We start from the raw sequence: 15,773 nt of genomic DNA, 5'->3' as shown, positions 1-15,773 counted from the left end.
TCATGCGCCGCCTGCTGCGCGACGTCGCCGAAAACCGCGAAGTCGGCGACGTCTCCACCCTCGCCGACTCCTCCGTCATGGACCTCATCTCCAAGGGCCTCAAGTCCGGCGACGACTGATCGTCAACGCAGTTCGTGGGAGGGCGTCCGCATCGCGCGGGCGCCCTCCCATTTTTTTGCACATCCGCTCTGAGCTGCGCGAACAGCATCGCGGAGATGCTTGAGCGGGCAAGTGATCGACCAGACGGATGTTAGGCTCGGCTACAGGTGTGCCGGGAAGTCTGGTCGGCGACGGAATCGTGCTGTCCACGAACGGAGCCGCTTTGTCCGACGCCCGCAACCGCGCCCGCACCTTCGACTTCGGCGCTTACCTGCGCACCGAGACCGTCGGCGGCATGGTGCTGCTCGCCGCCGCGGCCATCGCGCTGCTGCTGGCCAACTCCCCCGCGAGCGCCTTCTACACCGCGATCCGCGACTTCGAGGTCGGGCCGCACCTGCTGCACCTCGACCTCAGCATCGGCGAGTGGGCCAAGGACGGTCTGCTCGCGATCTTCTTCTTCGTCGCCGGTCTGGAGCTCAAGCGCGAGCTCGTGATCGGTGAGCTGTCCAACATCCGCAGCGCGCTGCTGCCGGTGATCGCCGCGATCGGCGGGATGATCGTGCCCGCCGGACTGGCGTTCGCGGTCAGCATCGGCGCACCCGGTCACGAGACCGCGTGGGCGATCCCGGTGGCCACCGACATCGCCTTCGCGCTCGGCGTCCTCGCGCTGACCGGCTCCTGGATGCCGACCGCGGCCCGGGTGTTCCTGCTCAGCCTCGCGGTGGTCGACGACCTCGGCGGCATCATCGTGATCGCGGTCGTGTTCACCTCCGGCCTGAACCTGCTGGCGCTGCTGGCCGCCGTCGCGCTGTGCGCGCTGTACTGGTTCCTCCAGCACAAGCGCATCCGCTCGCCGTGGATCTACGTGCCACTGGCCATCGCGACCTGGATCGCGGTGCACAGCTGCGGAATCCACGCCACGATCGCCGGCGTCGCGCTGGGCCTGCTCACCCGCGTCCGCACCGACCCCGACGAAGGGGCTTCCCCGGCGATGCGGCTGGAGCACCGGTTGCAGCCGTGGTCGGCGGGCCTGGTGGTGCCGGTGTTCGCGTTCTTCGCGGCGGGGGTCCCCGTCAACGGCGAGGCCCTGACGTCGATGTTCGAGGACCGGGTGGCGATCGGCGTGATGGTCGGCCTGGTGGTCGGCAAATTCGTCGGCATCTTCGTCACGTCGTTCATCGCGGTGAAGCTGCGCATCGGCGACAAACCGAGCTCGGTGTCCTGGATGGACATGGGCGCGCTGGCGATGCTCGGCGGCGTCGGGTTCACGGTCAGCCTGCTCATCACCGAACTCGCGCTGGAGGGCGCGGCCGCCGAGCGCGCCAAGGCCGCGGTGCTCATCGCCTCCGCGGTCGCCTCGCTGCTGGCCGCTGCGGCGCTGGTCCGCAGGGGACGCAAGTTCAACGGCGAAGCCGCTGATGAGCCCGGTGGGAATGTCACTCACGGGTAACGCATCGCGAGTCGCTGAGCAAGGGAGTGATCTACCGTGGCACGATGGTTCGCGTGAACAGCGCCCAGAAGAGCACCAACGGCAGCCGCGAAGGTGCGGAGTGGAGTTCGGTCAACTCCATCCCGTTGTCCGAGGAGGGCACAGCTCCCGACGGGCAGTCCATCGGCGCGTTGGTCAAAGACGCAACGACGCACCTGTCCACGCTGGTTCGCTCCGAGGTAGAGCTCGCCAAGTCCGAGATCGCCGGTGAGGTCAAGAAGGGCCTCAAGGGCAGCGTCTTCTTCATCCTGGCGCTGTGCGTGCTGGGCTTCAGCCTGTTCTTCCTGTTCTTCACCGCCGCGGAGGGCCTGAACGCGCTCGGCCTGTGGCGCTGGGCCTCGTTCGGCATCGTCTTCCTGGCGATGCTGCTGGTCGCCGGTCTCTTCGGGCTGCTCGGCTTCCTGAAGGTCCGCAAGCTCAGCGCGCCGAAGCGCACGATGGCGTCCCTCAAGGAGACCAAGAACATCACCAAGCGCCGCCAGTCCGAGGAGCCGGCCGGAGGCTGACGGATCGGGCGCTCACACCCACGTCGAAAACCGCGGCGGACCCAGGTCCGCCGCGGTTTTTCGCACCTCAGGCCCCTGCTCGGGAGCGCGGGGAACTCACCGGTGGGCGGTTGTGGTCCGAACTGTCCGGACGAAGAGGACGTCGATCATGGAGGGACCAAGACCGCCCGCGCCTCCGGGATCAGTTCAGTTCGTGCAGTTGCCCGTGGGGACCGGGGTGTCCAGCCGCGGAGCCGCCTCCACCTCGTCGGCGACCTCGTCGGCCGTGAGGGCGAAGCCCGTCTCCGGGTCGTCGACGGCCGCACCGAAGACGACACCGACCACGTCCCCCTGGGGGTTGATCAGCGGTCCGCCGGAGTTGCCGCTCTGCACCCGCCCGCGGACCGTGTAGACGTCGCGGACCACGGTCGCGTTGTCGTAGATGTCCGGCCCGCGCAACCGGATGCGCTCCCGGACGCGGCCTGCCGAAGCCGTGTAGGGCCCGTCGAGCGGGTAGCCGAGCGCGATCGTGTCGTTGCCGGGGTCAGCCGACTGCGAGGCGAACGTCATCGCCTCGGCGTCGAGGTCCGGCACCGCCAGGATCGCCAGGTCCACGTCCGGCTTGTACATCACGACCTCGGCCTCGAAGTCGCCGCGCCCGATCTCGATGGCCACCCGATCGGTACCCGCCACGACGTGCGCGTTGGTCATCACCCGGTGCGGCGCGACGACGAAGCCGGTGCCCTCCAGCGCGCGGGCGCACGAAGTCGCCCTGCCGCGGATCTTGACCACGCTGAGCTGCGCGTTGCGCACCACCTCGCTGCCGGCCAGCGCCGGGTCGGGCGGCGCGATCTCGGCGACCGGGGTCTCCGAGAAGGGTTCCAGGGCCTCCGGGAAGCCCGACATCCCGAGCATCTCGCGCAGGTCGTTGGGCAACGCCCTGGCCTGCGGGGGCATCACCGAGTTGACCGCGCCGAGCACCTGCGAACGGCTCAGCGCCGCCGCCAGACCGGGCAGCGCGGTGGCCGAGGTGAACGGCAGCGCCACCAGCCAGGCCACCACCAGCACCGCGATGAACTGCAGCACCGATCCCAGCGCGTTGTCGACCCCTGCGATCCGGGGCGAGGTGATCCGGTCCCGCAGCTCGCGGCCGGCCCACATCCCGAAGGTCTCACCGAAGGCGACCAGCAGGACCACGATGCCGACGCCGAAGGCCAGCCGGGCGACCGGGCTGTCCAGGGTGTCCAGCAGCAGCGGCGCCACCTTCAGCCCCACCACGGCCCCGACGAACACGCCCACGAAGGACAGCAGTGCGGTGACCAGACCGCTCCGAGCCCCGGAGACCGCAGCGAGCAGTGCCAGCAGCACCACCAGCAGGTCGACCCAGTTCACCCACTCACCCCTCGCTCTGGACGATCAGCCGCACCACCGTCTCATGGTTCGACAACAGAACGGCCAAGCCGGGCTTCCAAGGAGGTCTTCGCCACCCCTCAGGAACGCCCCAGTCCGATGTCGTCGGCCTCTTCGGCCGCCCGCCAGGCTTCGTCCAGCTCGCGCACGTCGGCCCGGTTCCAGCTGCGCGACCAACCGGCCAGTTCCAGCAGTCCGGCCAGCAGCCCGCCGGTGAACCCCCAGACGAGCATCCCCGGGACCAAGAACGCCGGACCCGCCATTCCGCTGCTCAGCCGCACTCTCACCCGGTTCTCCGGGTCGGCGAGCCAGGAGATCGGCACCCGGGCCACGGCCGCGGTCTCACCCGGGTCGACCGCCGCGACCGGCGACGGCTCGACCCAGTGCGCGAGCACCGGGGTCACCCGGAAACCGCTGTGCGGAACGTGCAGTTCCGGCAGGGTCGCCACCGGCCGGACGCCCTCGACCCGCACCCCCACCTCCTCGACGGCCTCACGCAGCGCGGCGTCCACCGGCCCGGAATCGACATCGTCGAGCGCCCCTCCGGGGAAGGCAACCTGACCGGGGTGCGAGTTGAGCCCGTCGGCGCGGCGCAGGAGCAGCACCTCGGGGCCCTGCTCGCCTTCGCCGAGCAAGATCAGCACCGCGGCGGCGCGGGCGGAGGACGGTGGCGAGTCCCTCGGCCAGCCGAAGTGCCCGGGGTCGAGGTCGGCGGTGCGCTTGACCAGCGTCCGCATCCATTCGGGCAGGTCAGCGGGATCGACCAGCGGTCCGTTGTCGCTCACTGACCCCCCAGGGTTCGTTCGACGGCGGCCCGAACCTCGTGCGGGGATTCGAACGCGACCGGTGGATCGATGCGCCGCACCTCGCCGGAGGCGGTCACCACGTAGCTGACCGGCAGCACGTTGGGAGACCGCAGCGCTGCCCGCGCGCGGTTGTCGCCGTCATGCACGTTCGGGAAGTGAACGCCGAGCGCGCGCAGTAGGTCAAGACCTTCCGCCGCGCCGCTGTCGACCTGCACGCCCAGCACCCGGACGGCTCCGGGCTCGGTGCTGTAGGCCTGCAACGCGGGCAGCTCGGTGCGGCAGGGAACGCACCAGGTGGCCCAGAGGTTGATCAGCGTCGGTCCGCCCGAGGCGGCCCCGGCCAGGTCGACGGGTCGGCCGTCGGCCAGGCACTGCAGCGTCGTGCCCGCCAGTTCGGCGGGTCCGCCGGTTCCGGCCGGGCACGGCTCCAGCGCGGCGGCGGCGCGCTGCTGCGGATCGATCCGCTCCGCCGGTGGCGGCGGAGCCGCGGAAGGGCCCTGCTGCTCGTGGTCGCGCGGCCAGAGCGCGACCGCCGCGAGGACGGCGAGCACGACGACCACGACGGTCCACTGGATCTCGGACCGGTAGGCACGGAGGTTCACGCCACCGGCTCCTTGGCCGCCTGGCTCTCGATGGTCTTGTCCGGGACCTCGTCGACGATGCCCGCCAGCTCCAGCAGCCGGGGCGTCTCCGGACCCCTGACCAGCTTCGCGGCCTCCACGTGATCGGTCGGCCCGTCCCCGTAGGAGGGGCAGTCCTTGGCCAGCAGGCACGCGCCGCAGGCCGGTTTGCGGGAGTGGCAGACCCGGCGGCCGTGGAAGATCACCCGGTGGGACAGCATCGTCCACTCCTTGCGGGGGATCAGCTCGCCGATCGCGTGCTCGACCTTGACGGCGTCTTCCAGATCGGTCCAGCCCCACCGGCGCACCAGGCGTCCGAAGTGGGTGTCCACGGTGATGCCCGGGACGTCGAAGGCGTTGCCGAGGATCACGTTGGCGGTCTTCCGCCCGATCCCGGGCAGCTTGACCAGCTGATCGAGCTTTCCGGGGACCTCGCCGCCGTACTTGTCGACGAGCGCGGCACCCAGCCCCATCAGCGACGCCGCCTTGTTCCGGTAGAAGCCGGTGGACCGGATCATCTCCTCCAGCTCGGTCCGCTCGGCGCCGGCGTAGGCCGCGGCCGTCGGGTACCGGCGGAACAGCGCGGGCGTGACCTCGTTGACCCGCTTGTCGGTGCACTGGGCGGACAGGATGGTCGCGACCGCCAGTTCCAGAGGCGTGTTGAAATCGAGCTCGCAATGCGCGTCCGGATAGGCTTCGTCGAGGGCGCGCAGCATGCGCCTCGCTCGCCGGACGAGCCCCAACCGGGTCTCCTCCTTCTTCCTGGACCGGGGTACGACCTGGTCAGGAGATGTTCCAGCGGACTTGGCGCGGGTGTTTCGGGCAGGCTCCGGCACCCCACCAGACTACGGAGGAGCACGGACACGGAAAGTGGCGGTACTGTCACCGGCCCTGCGAATCGACCCCCGGTTGAACCGGCGTCGAAGGTATGAGCGAGGATTCACACCATGATGGCTGCCTGGTTCGTCATCGTCGTACCGCTCGTGATCATGTTCTTCACGCTCTTCATGGAGCGCGTGGAAGCCCGCCTGCGGCATGTGGCGGTGCAAGAGAACGAGGTGGAGGAGTTGCTGGAGAACGCCCGGCCTGATGAGGTTCGGGCGCTGTTCCGGCAAGGTATTGGACGTGCGCTGGAGCTTTTCCAGCTACGCAGGGTGGGACGCGCCGGTAGGCTGCGTACTCGCCGTTCGCGCGACCAGTCTTAGAATCACTGGTAGTGATCGGCGGCACATCGCCAGACACGCTGACGCGGGTCCGGCACCACAGACAGCCGCCGCGTCTCAACATGGAGGGACGAGGTGGACGAGACCCTGGCCCGAGCCGGCATCTTCCAAGGCGTGGAGCCGGCCGCGGCGGAGGCACTGGCACAGTCGCTGGAACCTATCGAGTTCCCGCGCGGACACGTGATTTTCGCCGAGGGCGAGCCGGGTGACCGGCTCTACATCATTCAGTCCGGCAAGGTGAAGCTCGGACGCAAATCCCCGGACGGCAGGGAGAACCTGCTGGCGATCATGGGGCCGTCGGACATGTTCGGCGAGCTGTCCATCTTCGACCCCGGGCCGCGGACTTCGACCGCGACCACGGTCACCGAGGTGCGCGCGTTGAGCATGGACCGCGGCGCTCTGCGGCAGTGGATCGCCACGCGTCCGGAGATCGCCGAGCAGCTGCTGCGCGTGGTGGCTCGCCGCCTGCGCCGCACGAACGGCATGCTCGCCGACCTGATCTTCACCGACGTTCCGGGACGCGTTGCCAAGGCGCTGCTGCAGCTCGCGCAGCGCTTCGGCAGCCAGGAAGCGGGCCTGCTGCGGGTCACACACGACCTGACGCAGGAAGAGATCGCGCAGTACGTCGGCGCCTCGCGGGAGACCGTGAACAAGGCGCTCGCGGACTTCGCGCACCGCGGCTGGCTGCGTCTTGAGGGCAAGAGCGTGCTGATCCTGGATCCGGAGCGCTTGGCCCGCCGCGCTCGCTGAGCGGCGACGTCACTACATATCGCGAAGCTGACGCGCGTCGGCCGAAGAGTCCGGGGCTCCTTCCCGGGTTCTTCAGCCGACGCGCGTCCTTCGCGTGCGCGCGGCCGGTCGTAGCGCGTCCGTGAATTTCACGTTGAGCCTCAACCGCAACCCGCGTCACCCCCGCCACGTCCAACGGCAGGACGCAGAGGCGAAAGGGGTCTGTGGATGAATTCCGCAATGTTGATCGCGCTGGTGGCAGTCGTCCTGGCGATCGCGTTCCTGGTGACGGTGCGGACGGCGATGAGCAGGTCCAACCGGATCGACGGCCGTCGCCGCAAGCGGGCCGACGGCTCGTTCTTGGGCTCCAGCGCGAGCAGCGGCAGCCACCACGGCGGCTGGGACAGCTTCGACGGCGGTGGCTCCGGGAGCGACGGCGGGGGCGGCTTCGGAGGGGGCGACGGCGGAGGCGGCGGAGGCGGCTGCTGACCCGCTTCCCACGAACAAGCATGTGAAGGGGCTGGGCGCCACCCCCGACGTGGCGCTCCAGCCCCTTCACATTCGCGTGGTTCGTCCCCCGACGACTAACCACGCTTCCCCGGTCCTCCGATGCTTCGGCCCCGAATCCTCGGCACCGGAGGGGTCTGTGTGGAGTTGTCTCCCCTTCGAAGATGCTGGAAGCCCGTGCTGTCCAGCAACCCCCTTTCACCAACCAAGACGTGTGTCCCGAGGGGACGGTTGCACACATCACCCGTTCTGAGTAATGAACGTCACTCAGCCAGCCCCCAGCAGGTGAAAAACAGGTTGGTACCGGCGTACCACAATCGGCATACTGGTACGCGTGTCCACATCCACGTCGCTGGCCGACTACCGCGCCGCCCTGACCACGCCCGGAGCCCGCACCCCCGTCGTGACCTCACTGCTGGGCCGGCTGCCGATCGCGATGATCGGCATGGCCCTGCTGCTGTACATGCAGCGGGAGAGCTCGTCGTTCGCGATCGCGGGCGCGGTCTCGGCCGCCGAGCTGATCGGCGTGGCGATGGGCTCGGTCGTGCAGGGCAGGATCGTCGACCGGATCGGCCCGTCGAAGCCGCTGTACATCACCTCAGCGCTGTTCACGGCCTCCGTGGTGGCGACGCTGGCCGCGATCGAGCTGGACGCCTCGACACCGCTGGTGGTGGCGGGCGCGTTCGCGATGGGCCTGCTGCAGCCCAACATCGGTTCGGCTTCGCGCGCCCTGTGGGGACACCTGCTGCCGGCGGGCCGCGTCCGCGAGGCGGCGTTCTCCTACGAGGCGATCAGCCTCGAGGTCTTCTTCATCCTCGGGCCGGGCCTGGCAGGCCTGCTGGTCGCGATGCCGTGGGCGGGCACCGGCGTCGTGGTCGGCTCGGTCTGCATGGTGCTGGGCAGCGTCGGCTTCGCCTCGACGCGCGCGGCCCGCACGCAGCGGCCGGAACCGAGCGAGCACGCGGGCGCCATGCTGGGCGCGATCGCGGCTCCGGGGATGCGCACGGTCGCGCTGGCCGCGCTGGGCTTCGGCGTGGTGATCGGCTTCATCGAGGTCGCGGTCCCGGCCGCCGCCGTCGAGGCGGGTCAGCCGACGATGGGCGGGCTGTTGATGAGCCTGGCCTCGGTCAGTTCGGTCGCGGTCGGCGTGGTCTACGGCGTGCACCCCTGGCCGCGTCCGATGCACCTGCGGCTGCCCGCGCTGCTGCTGGGCTTCGCGGGCCTGGTCGCGCTGCTCGCGCTCCCGTCGACGCTGCTGGGCCTGGCGCTGATGCTGCTGGTCGCGGGCTGCCTGATCACCCCGCAGTCGACGGCCCACTCGGTCGCGGTCGAGTTCGCGGCCCCGCCCGGCACCGCAGCGGAGGCGTTCGGCTGGGTGGTCACGTCGGTGACGCTGGGCTCGGCCATCGGTCAGTCCATCAGCGGTCAGCTCGTCGAACTCGCCGGGCCCCCGACGGCGTTCCTGGTCGCCGGAGCAGCAGGAGCCGCCCTCGCCGCGGTCCTCTACCTCCGCCGCAACACCCTCCTCCCCACCCGCACCAACCTCACCCTCGCCAGCAGCTGAGGCGAGGCGCTGTCGGGCTGGGTTCCGCGCATGCTCACCGCGGGAACGGACGGGGAGCGCGGAGTCCGGCGGGGCTCGTCTGACGTCCGCGAACAGGTCTCGGCCCAGGCCGGGGTCGACGCCGTTCCGTCAGAGGTCGTCGTGGTCGTGGAGGTAGGCGAGTTGGGCTTGGACCGTGAGGTCTGCTGCCGGCCAGACCGCGGGGTCGACGTCGGCGTAGACGAGTTCGACCACCTGGCGCGGGGTGGCTCCCGGGCCGAGGTCCCCGAGGGCCTGGCGGACCTGGGCGAGGCGTTGCCTGCGGTGGTCGAGGTAGTGCTCGGCCGCCGCGCGGGCGTCGTCGAGTTCCGGGCCGTGGCCCGGAAGCGCGCGGACGCCCGGCGGTAGGGACGCGATCTTGCGCAGCGAATCGAGGTAGGAGCCCAGGTGACCGTCGGGGTGGGCGACGACCGTGGTGCCTCGGCCGAGGATGCTGTCGCCGGTGAACACCGCCGGTTCGTCGTGCTCGGCGACGAAGCAGACCGAGTCCGCCGTGTGGCCCGCCGTGGTCAGCACCCGCAGTTGCAGGCCTGCCGCGTCGATCGGCTCCCGGTCGGCGATCGGCTCGGCACCGTGGCACAGCTTCGGGTCGAGCGCGCGCACGGGAGCCCCGGTGCGCTGCACGAACTCCGCCACACCGGCGGTGTGGTCCTCGTGGTGGTGGGTGAGCAGCACCAGTGACACCGGCCCGTGGTCGGCGACCCGGCTCAGGTGCTCGGCGTCGTCCGGGCCCGGGTCGATGACCACGCACTCGCGCGAGTCCGGGTCGCGCAGCACCCACGTGTTCGTGCCGTCGAGCGTCATCGGGTTCGGGTTCTCGGCCAGCAGCACCGACGCGTAGGAGGTGACCGGGCGGAGCTCGCCGTAGGCGGGGTGCTGCATCAGGCCTCCTCGAATCCGGGCTCGCCGGGCAGCACCGCGTGCCAGCGGCCGTTCCGCTCGATCAGCTTCGGCATGATCTTGGTCAGCGTCCGCTCGGCGTTCAACGCGGACGCGAGGTCGTCGGCCTCGGTGAGCTCGGTGAGCGTGACCTCGGTCGGCGGGAGCAGGTGGCAGCGGCCCTCGCGGAAGTCGGTCAGCGCCTGCTGCGGCGTCGCCCAGTACGCCTCGGCCGCCTCGGTGGTGATGGCGTCCGCGCGCTGGCCTGCCGGGATCGCGGCCAGGAAGAACCTGGTGTCGTAGCGGCGCGGCTCCTGCTCGGGCGTCAGCCAGTTGGCCCACGGGCGCAGCAGGTCGGCGCGCAGCACCAGACCTTCCTCGGCGAGGAAGGCGGCGAGCGAAACCTCCCTGGTCACCAGGGCCTGGCGGGCCGCGGAATAGCCGCCGGTGTCCTCGACGACGGTCGACGCATCGGGCCCGGCCAGCAGCACGCCAGACTCCTCGAACGTCTCGCGAACCGCCGCGCACACCAGAGCGCGGGCCACCTCCGGCGTGCAGCCGAAGCGCTGCGCCCACCACTCGGGTTCCGGTCCGCTCCAGGCGACCGAGGTGTCCGCGTCTCGCTGGTCGACACCGCCGCCGGGGAACACCGTCATCCCGCCCGCGAAGGCCATGCCCTTGACCCTGCGCTGCAGGAACACCTCGGGCCCCGAGGGGCCGTCTCGCAGCAGCACCACGGTTGCCGCGTCCTTGGGGCGCACGGGCTTGTCCGGCCGGTCCTCGGGCGCGAATCCCGTTGGCAGCGAACGATCCATGCCCGCCACCTTATGTCGGCGACCGGCGGTCGAACACCGTCTGAAGGATCAGCGCTGCTGCTGCGAGGTGTACACCTGCTGGTTCGCCGAGATCGGCGGGAACCCACCGGTGCCACCGGGCATGGTGGAGGTGCGGCCGTCCTCGGCCTTGGGCTGGCGCTTCGCCGGCCCGTCCTGCTCGCGGTGCGCGAGCTCCTCGTGCAGCTTGCGCAGCAGGTTGCGCTCCCGATCGGTCAACTTGGCGTCGACCGCGGCGGGGACGCGCATCATCACACCCGTCTGCTCGGCCGCTGTCTCGGGGTGTGCGTCCTCTGGTGGCTCACCGGGAAACTCGTGCTGCGGCTCGGCCACAGCGTGCGACACCCCCTCCGGCCGAGGTTCTTCCACCGGGGCCGGCTGCGCGGGCGGTGGAGCCGGGGGCTCTTCTGCTTGTCTGCGCTCGACGACCTGCTCCGGGCGTGGGACCACCGGGGGCGCCGCCCTTTCCGCGGGCGCTACCTCTAACCGCACCCGCCGGGCCGTCGACAGCGCGTCGCGGTGGTATTCGGGCAGGTCGGCGCCGGTGGCGAAGACGTCGACCGCGTAGCGCAGACCGGCCCGGCGCAGGGCCGAGACGAGCTGGAAGGCGACAGCGGGCCCGGAACCGTCGGGGCCGACCTCGGCCAGCAGCACGCCCTGCGGCACCGCGCCGTAGCTGGTGCCCGCTGGCGTGGTCCGGTTGGTGATCCACATTCCGCGCAGTCCTGCGAGACGTCCGCCGATCTGCTTGAGAGCCAGCTCGAGATCGGTGTCGTCGGTGTGCGGAGCGCTGAACTTGTGATTCTCCGGCAGCAGCGACTCGACCACCTTGAGCCGGTCGGCGAGCTGGCGGTTGGACCGCGTCTCGTCGAGCACCCGGCGCAGGTGGTACTGCTCCGCGGCGGTCACCTCGATCTGCCCGGCGAGCAGGCACCCGGCGAGGTACTCCGCACCGGCATCGGGCAAGCCCATGCCGAGCAGCTCGCGAGCGCCGTCGACGCCGTCGTCATCGACGCGCCCGGTCATGGCCAGCAAGAGGCTGTGCAGCCGGTCGACCGGCCCGGCGGCCTCTGCAACGTCCACCACGAATGCCTCCTTTAGCTGCCGACCGCTCAGCCGCGGCGACCGGCGAATTCTTCAGCTCCCACGCACACCAGCGCCGATTCTTCGATCGCCATCCGGTGGTACGGGGTGGGTTCCAGGTCCTTGGGCACGACCTCGACGCAGGGCGTGGAGTCGCCGAGCGCCCGCAGCACCCGCTGGATCTCCCCGGCGAGCTCGACGCAGTCGTCCGAGGCGGACACCAGCACGACGAGCTTCGGGGCGTCCGAGTCGCGGCGCCGCCAGGTGCTGCGCACCTCGCGCACACCGGCGCGACCGCGCAGCGTCGCGCCGAGCACCAGCACCGCCGAGTCGCCGACGTTCTCGGTCGGACGTTCGGTGGTGAACGAGTAGTGCGGCGTGGTGTCCACGACCGCGGGCAGGATCGCGTTGACCATCGCCGGGTCGGCGCCCAGCGGCAGCAGCGCGTCCGAGAGCAGCCGGTGATCGTCGTCGTCGAGCGCGATGCGCTCGCGGACCAGCGTGCCCGGCAGAAGCCTCGCCACGACCTCGGCGGCTCCCCCGGCCAGCCAGTCGCGGTATCGCCACAGGTGCCGGTCGGGCAACCTGCCGGCCAACCGAAGCAACAGTTCGTGGCACAGCAGATCGGTTTCACGCACTGCCACGGCGCCCCTCCATGCCTAGTACTCCGGTTCCGGGTCCAGCCGCCGCTCCCCCGAACGCAGCTGCACCCTTCCAGGTGAACTTTGGTGCTACTGATCGGGTCGAACATTCACCTGAACGACCCAAACGCAACGCGTTGGAATCAACATCCCCCATCTGGGCTACACCGGATCTGGCGAACGAAGATCGAGGATGGTCGCAGCGTACTTGTCGTAGTCGCCCGCCGGAGCCCCGCCACCGAAAAAATCACGTCTCCGCTACCGGCGAACACGGCGCGCTCACCGAACGAAAACGCGGCGTCACCCCGCGTAGGGCGACGCCGCGCATCAGGTCCGAAATGCCGACTTCACTCGACCTCGACGACCAACTCGACCTCAACCGGCACGCCGAGCGGCAGCTCCGCGACACCCACGGCCGAGCGAGCGTGCTGGCCCGCCTCGCCGAAGACCTCGCCCAGCAGCTCCGAAGCGCCGTTGACCACACCCGGCTGTCCCGTGAAGCCCTCAGCGGACGCCACGAAACCGACGACCTTGACCACCCGGACGATCGAGTCCAGGCCGACCAGCGAATCGACCGCGGCCAGCGCGTTCAGCGCGCAGATCCGGGCGTACTGCTGCGCTTCCTCGGTGCTGACCTCAGCGCCCACCTTGCCCAGGCCCGCCGGCGAACCGGCCACCATCGGGACCTGGCCCGCGGTGAACACGAGCGAACCCGTCCGCACCGCAGGCACGTAAGCGGCCACGGGCTTGACCACCTCGGGCAGCGGAATGCCCAGCTCCGCCAGGCGATCCGTCCACCGACCCATGTCAGGCCTCCTTCGGCCGCTTCATGTAAGCCACCATCTGCTCACCGGTCGGACCCGGCAGCACGGCGACGAGCTCCCAGCCGTCCTCGCCCCACTGGTCGAGGATTTGCTTGGTCGCGTGACTCAACAACGGAACGGTGGCGTACTCCCACTTCTGCATGGGGTGGAGCCTAGTTCTTCCTGAACGGCGTAGCCGTTGGCCCACCTACGCACCTCGCACCGCCGGGGGTTCTGAGGAGCTTCGTGGCGAGGACGCCGCGACGCCGTGTATTGGCATACATCAGGAGTGGCGCCCGGAGTCCACGGAGCTCCTCAGGTTCCCCTACCCGCACCGCTACGCAGAACGACCACCGTCACTCTCCAAATCCGGAAACGGGGACTTACGCTGATCTCGTGACCTCATGGGACGGGGAGCTGAACCAGGCGCGGTTGCACGTGGTCAGCGGTAAAGGCGGGACCGGGAAGACCACGGTCGCCGCCGCGCTCGCGCTGGCGCTTGCCACCGGCGGCAAGAAGGTACTGCTCATCGAGGTCGAGGGGCGGCAGGGCATCGCGCAGCTCTTCGACAGCGCGCCGCTGCCCTACTCCGAGGAGTGGATCGCCGCGGCTCCCGGTGGGGGCGAGCTGCGGGCGCTGGCCATCGACGCCGAGCCCGCGCTCCTGGAGTACCTGTCGATGTTCTACAACCTCGGGTTCGCCGGCCGGACGCTGCGCAAGATGGGCGCCATCGAGTTCGCCACCACGCTCGCGCCCGGCCTCCGGGACGTGCTGTTCACCGGCAAGATCAAGGAATGCGTCGGCCGCACCGACGAACGCGGCCGCTACGTCTACGACGCGGTCGTCGTGGACGCCCCGCCGACCGGCCGGGTGGTGAAGTTCCTCGACGTCACCCGCGCCATGGCCGACCTCGCCAAGGTCGGACCCATCCGCGACCACAGCGACGGCGTGGTGCGCCTGGTCCACTCCAGCAACACCGCGGTCCACGTCGTCACGCTGCTCGAAGAGCTCCCGGTTCGCGAAACCCTCGAAGCCGTCGAGGAGCTCGACGCCGCCGATCTGCGGCCCGGAGCGGTCGTGCTCAACCGGGTCCGCCCCGGCAGGCTGCCCGCGCGATCGGTGCCGGCCGCCGCCGACGGCCGCGTCGACGCCGACCGGGTGCGCGCCGGACTCGAATCCGCCGGGCTGAAGGTCGACGACGACACCCTCGACGGGCTCGTCCACGAGACCATCGAGCACGCCATCCGGCACCGGGCCGAGGACGCCGCGCGCGACCAGCTCGCCGCCACCGACCTGCCGACCGTCTCGCTGCCGGACCTCACCGCGGGGATCGACGTCGCCGAGCTCTACGAGCTCGCCGAGATATTCACCGAACACGGCATCCGGAGCCACCGATGAGCCAACCGCTGCGGCCGGCCCAGGTCGACGTCGACGCGCTGCTGGACGACCCGGACACCCACGTCGTCGTCTGCTGCGGCTCCGGCGGGGTCGGCAAGACCACCACGGCGGCGGCGCTGGCGGTGCGGGCAGCCGAGCGCGGGCGCAAGACGGTCGTGCTCACCATCGACCCCGCCCGGCGGCTCGCCCAAGCGCTGGGCCTGCGGGAGCTCGGCAACACGCCCAAGCAGGTGTCGCTGGAGGGCTTCGAGCCCGCGGGCGACCTGAACGCGATGATGCTGGACATGCGCCGCACCTTCGACGACATGGTGCAGATGCACGCCGGGCCCGAACGCGCCGAGCAGATCCTGAACAACCCCTTCTACCAGACCATTTCGACCTCGTTCTCCGGAACGCAGGAGTACATGGCGATGGAGAAGCTCGGGCAGCTCGCCGCCTCCGGCGAATGGGACCTGATCGTCGTCGACACCCCGCCCAGCCGCTCCGCGCTGGACTTCCTGGACGCGCCGCAGCGGCTGTCGACCGTGCTGGACGGGCGGCTCATCAAGATGCTGTCCAGTCCCGCGCGCGCGGGCGGGCGCGGGCTGCGCAAGATCGTCGGAGCCTCGTTCGGCATGTTCGCCAAGGCCGTGTCGACGATCATCGGCGGGCAGCTGCTCAACGACGCCGCGAACTTCGTGCAGGCCTTCGACTCGACCTTCGGCGGGTTCCGGCAGCGCGCCGAGCAGACCTACCGGCTGCTGCGCTCGCCGGGAACGGCGTTCCTGGTGGTCGCCGCGCCGGAGCCGGACGCGCTGCGGGAGGCGTCCTACTTCGTGGAGCGGCTGGCCGGGGAGTCGATGCCGCTGGTCGGACTGGTCGCCAACCGGACGCACCCGGTGGTCGCCGAGCTGGCGGGCAACCGCGCCGCGGCGGTGGCCGACGAGATCGAGGCCGCCGGTTCGGCTCCGCTGGCGGCGGCGGTGCTGCGGGTGCACGAGGACCGGGTGGCGATCGCCGACCGGGAGAAGCGGATGCTCGCACGGTTCACCCGAGCGCACCCGGAGGTGTCACTCGTCGGTGTCCCGGCCTTGCCGTCCGATGTGCACGATCTGGCCGGTCTGCGGGAGATCGGCCGCCGGCTCGCCGGGGAATAATCCAAAAATCAGGCCGGGCATTAACGTTT

At 70.4% G+C, this 15,773-nt stretch carries 18 protein-coding genes; 8 read left to right on the top strand and 10 right to left on the bottom strand.

Going from position 1 to position 15,773, the window contains the following annotated elements:
* The first annotated feature begins 295 nt into the window (after positions 1–295).
* Both nhaA and AB0J78_RS31320 read left to right on the top strand, forming a co-directional pair.
* Positions 296–1,549 (top strand): Na+/H+ antiporter NhaA, encoded by a 1,254-nt coding sequence (gene nhaA, locus AB0J78_RS31325; RefSeq protein ID WP_363795309.1) that lies wholly within the window; start codon positions 296–298, stop codon positions 1,547–1,549.
* Positions 1,550–1,593: 44 nt separating this feature from the next.
* On the top strand, positions 1,594–2,094 hold the full coding sequence (locus tag AB0J78_RS31320) for a phage holin family protein (protein ID WP_363795297.1): 501 nt from the start codon (positions 1,594–1,596) through the stop codon (positions 2,092–2,094).
* A gap of 186 nt (positions 2,095–2,280) precedes the next feature.
* Here the strand turns inward: AB0J78_RS31320 and AB0J78_RS31315 are convergent, their stop codons facing one another.
* The 4 genes from AB0J78_RS31315 to nth all read right to left on the bottom strand — a co-directional run bounded on the left by AB0J78_RS31315 (position 2,281) and on the right by nth (position 5,625).
* Positions 2,281–3,465, bottom strand: coding sequence for a MarP family serine protease (locus tag AB0J78_RS31315; protein ID WP_363795295.1), 1,185 nt, complete (start codon positions 3,463–3,465; stop codon positions 2,281–2,283).
* Positions 3,466–3,563: 98 nt separating this feature from the next.
* Complete coding sequence (locus AB0J78_RS31310) at positions 3,564–4,220, bottom strand: CoA pyrophosphatase (protein WP_363795307.1); 657 nt, start codon at positions 4,218–4,220, stop codon at positions 3,564–3,566.
* Positions 4,221–4,264: 44 nt separating this feature from the next.
* Positions 4,265–4,891, bottom strand: a complete 627-nt coding sequence (locus AB0J78_RS31305) for a TlpA disulfide reductase family protein (RefSeq protein WP_363795293.1) — start codon at positions 4,889–4,891, stop codon at positions 4,265–4,267.
* Positions 4,888–5,625 carry an endonuclease III gene (gene nth, locus AB0J78_RS31300; protein WP_363795305.1) on the bottom strand — a complete coding sequence of 246 codons (738 nt, stop codon included), beginning with the start codon at positions 5,623–5,625 and terminating at the stop codon, positions 4,888–4,890. Before nth ends, AB0J78_RS31305 begins: the two co-directional genes overlap by 4 nt.
* A 234-nt stretch (positions 5,626–5,859) precedes the next feature.
* Between nth and AB0J78_RS31295 the strand changes: the two genes are divergently transcribed.
* From AB0J78_RS31295 to AB0J78_RS31280, 4 genes are all read left to right on the top strand, one after another.
* Positions 5,860–6,114: a hypothetical protein gene (locus AB0J78_RS31295; protein WP_029535541.1), complete on the top strand. Its 255-nt coding sequence runs from the start codon at positions 5,860–5,862 to the stop codon at positions 6,112–6,114.
* 93 nt (positions 6,115–6,207) lie between these two features.
* Positions 6,208–6,882 carry a Crp/Fnr family transcriptional regulator gene (locus tag AB0J78_RS31290; protein WP_093422841.1) on the top strand — a complete coding sequence of 225 codons (675 nt, stop codon included), beginning with the start codon at positions 6,208–6,210 and terminating at the stop codon, positions 6,880–6,882.
* Between the two features lie 207 nt (positions 6,883–7,089).
* Positions 7,090–7,350 (top strand): hypothetical protein, encoded by a 261-nt coding sequence (locus tag AB0J78_RS31285; protein ID WP_363795291.1) that lies wholly within the window; start codon positions 7,090–7,092, stop codon positions 7,348–7,350.
* A 352-nt stretch (positions 7,351–7,702) separates the two neighbouring features.
* Positions 7,703–8,932: an MFS transporter gene (locus tag AB0J78_RS31280; RefSeq protein WP_363795289.1), complete on the top strand. Its 1,230-nt coding sequence runs from the start codon at positions 7,703–7,705 to the stop codon at positions 8,930–8,932.
* A gap of 129 nt (positions 8,933–9,061) precedes the next feature.
* Here the strand turns inward: AB0J78_RS31280 and AB0J78_RS31275 are convergent, their stop codons facing one another.
* The 6 genes from AB0J78_RS31275 to AB0J78_RS31250 form a co-directional block, all read right to left on the bottom strand.
* Positions 9,062–9,853 (bottom strand): MBL fold metallo-hydrolase, encoded by a 792-nt coding sequence (locus AB0J78_RS31275; RefSeq protein ID WP_363795287.1) that lies wholly within the window; start codon positions 9,851–9,853, stop codon positions 9,062–9,064.
* Complete coding sequence (locus tag AB0J78_RS31270) at positions 9,853–10,665, bottom strand: NUDIX hydrolase (RefSeq protein ID WP_363795285.1); 813 nt, start codon at positions 10,663–10,665, stop codon at positions 9,853–9,855. Before AB0J78_RS31270 ends, AB0J78_RS31275 begins: the two co-directional genes overlap by 1 nt.
* A 48-nt stretch (positions 10,666–10,713) precedes the next feature.
* On the bottom strand, positions 10,714–11,769 hold the full coding sequence (locus tag AB0J78_RS31265; RefSeq protein WP_363795283.1) for a hypothetical protein: 1,056 nt from the start codon (positions 11,767–11,769) through the stop codon (positions 10,714–10,716).
* Positions 11,770–11,795: 26 nt separating this feature from the next.
* A complete protein-coding gene (locus AB0J78_RS31260) occupies positions 11,796–12,410 on the bottom strand; it encodes a hypothetical protein (protein ID WP_363795281.1) in 615 nt (204 codons plus the stop codon).
* A 344-nt stretch (positions 12,411–12,754) separates the two neighbouring features.
* Positions 12,755–13,213, bottom strand: coding sequence for a RidA family protein (locus AB0J78_RS31255; protein WP_363795279.1), 459 nt, complete (start codon positions 13,211–13,213; stop codon positions 12,755–12,757).
* 1 nt (position 13,214) lies between these two features.
* Complete coding sequence (locus tag AB0J78_RS31250) at positions 13,215–13,373, bottom strand: DUF4177 domain-containing protein (protein WP_179717060.1); 159 nt, start codon at positions 13,371–13,373, stop codon at positions 13,215–13,217.
* A 233-nt stretch (positions 13,374–13,606) separates the two neighbouring features.
* Here AB0J78_RS31250 and AB0J78_RS31245 point away from each other — a divergent pair, with 233 nt between their 5' ends.
* Together AB0J78_RS31245 and AB0J78_RS31240 are read left to right on the top strand one after the other, a co-directional pair.
* A complete protein-coding gene (locus tag AB0J78_RS31245; protein WP_363795277.1) occupies positions 13,607–14,608 on the top strand; it encodes an ArsA-related P-loop ATPase in 1,002 nt (333 codons plus the stop codon).
* Positions 14,605–15,744: an ArsA-related P-loop ATPase gene (locus tag AB0J78_RS31240; RefSeq protein WP_363795275.1), complete on the top strand. Its 1,140-nt coding sequence runs from the start codon at positions 14,605–14,607 to the stop codon at positions 15,742–15,744. The genes AB0J78_RS31245 and AB0J78_RS31240 overlap by 4 nt, the downstream gene beginning before the upstream one ends.
* Positions 15,745–15,773: the final 29 nt, after the last annotated feature.

It is taken from the genome of Saccharopolyspora sp. NPDC049426, assembly GCF_040676935.1.
Taxonomy (GTDB): Bacteria; Actinomycetota; Actinomycetes; order Mycobacteriales; family Pseudonocardiaceae; genus Saccharopolyspora.
The sequence above is the reverse complement of the archived record's forward strand: the minus strand, read 5'-3'. Positions and strand labels throughout refer to the sequence as shown.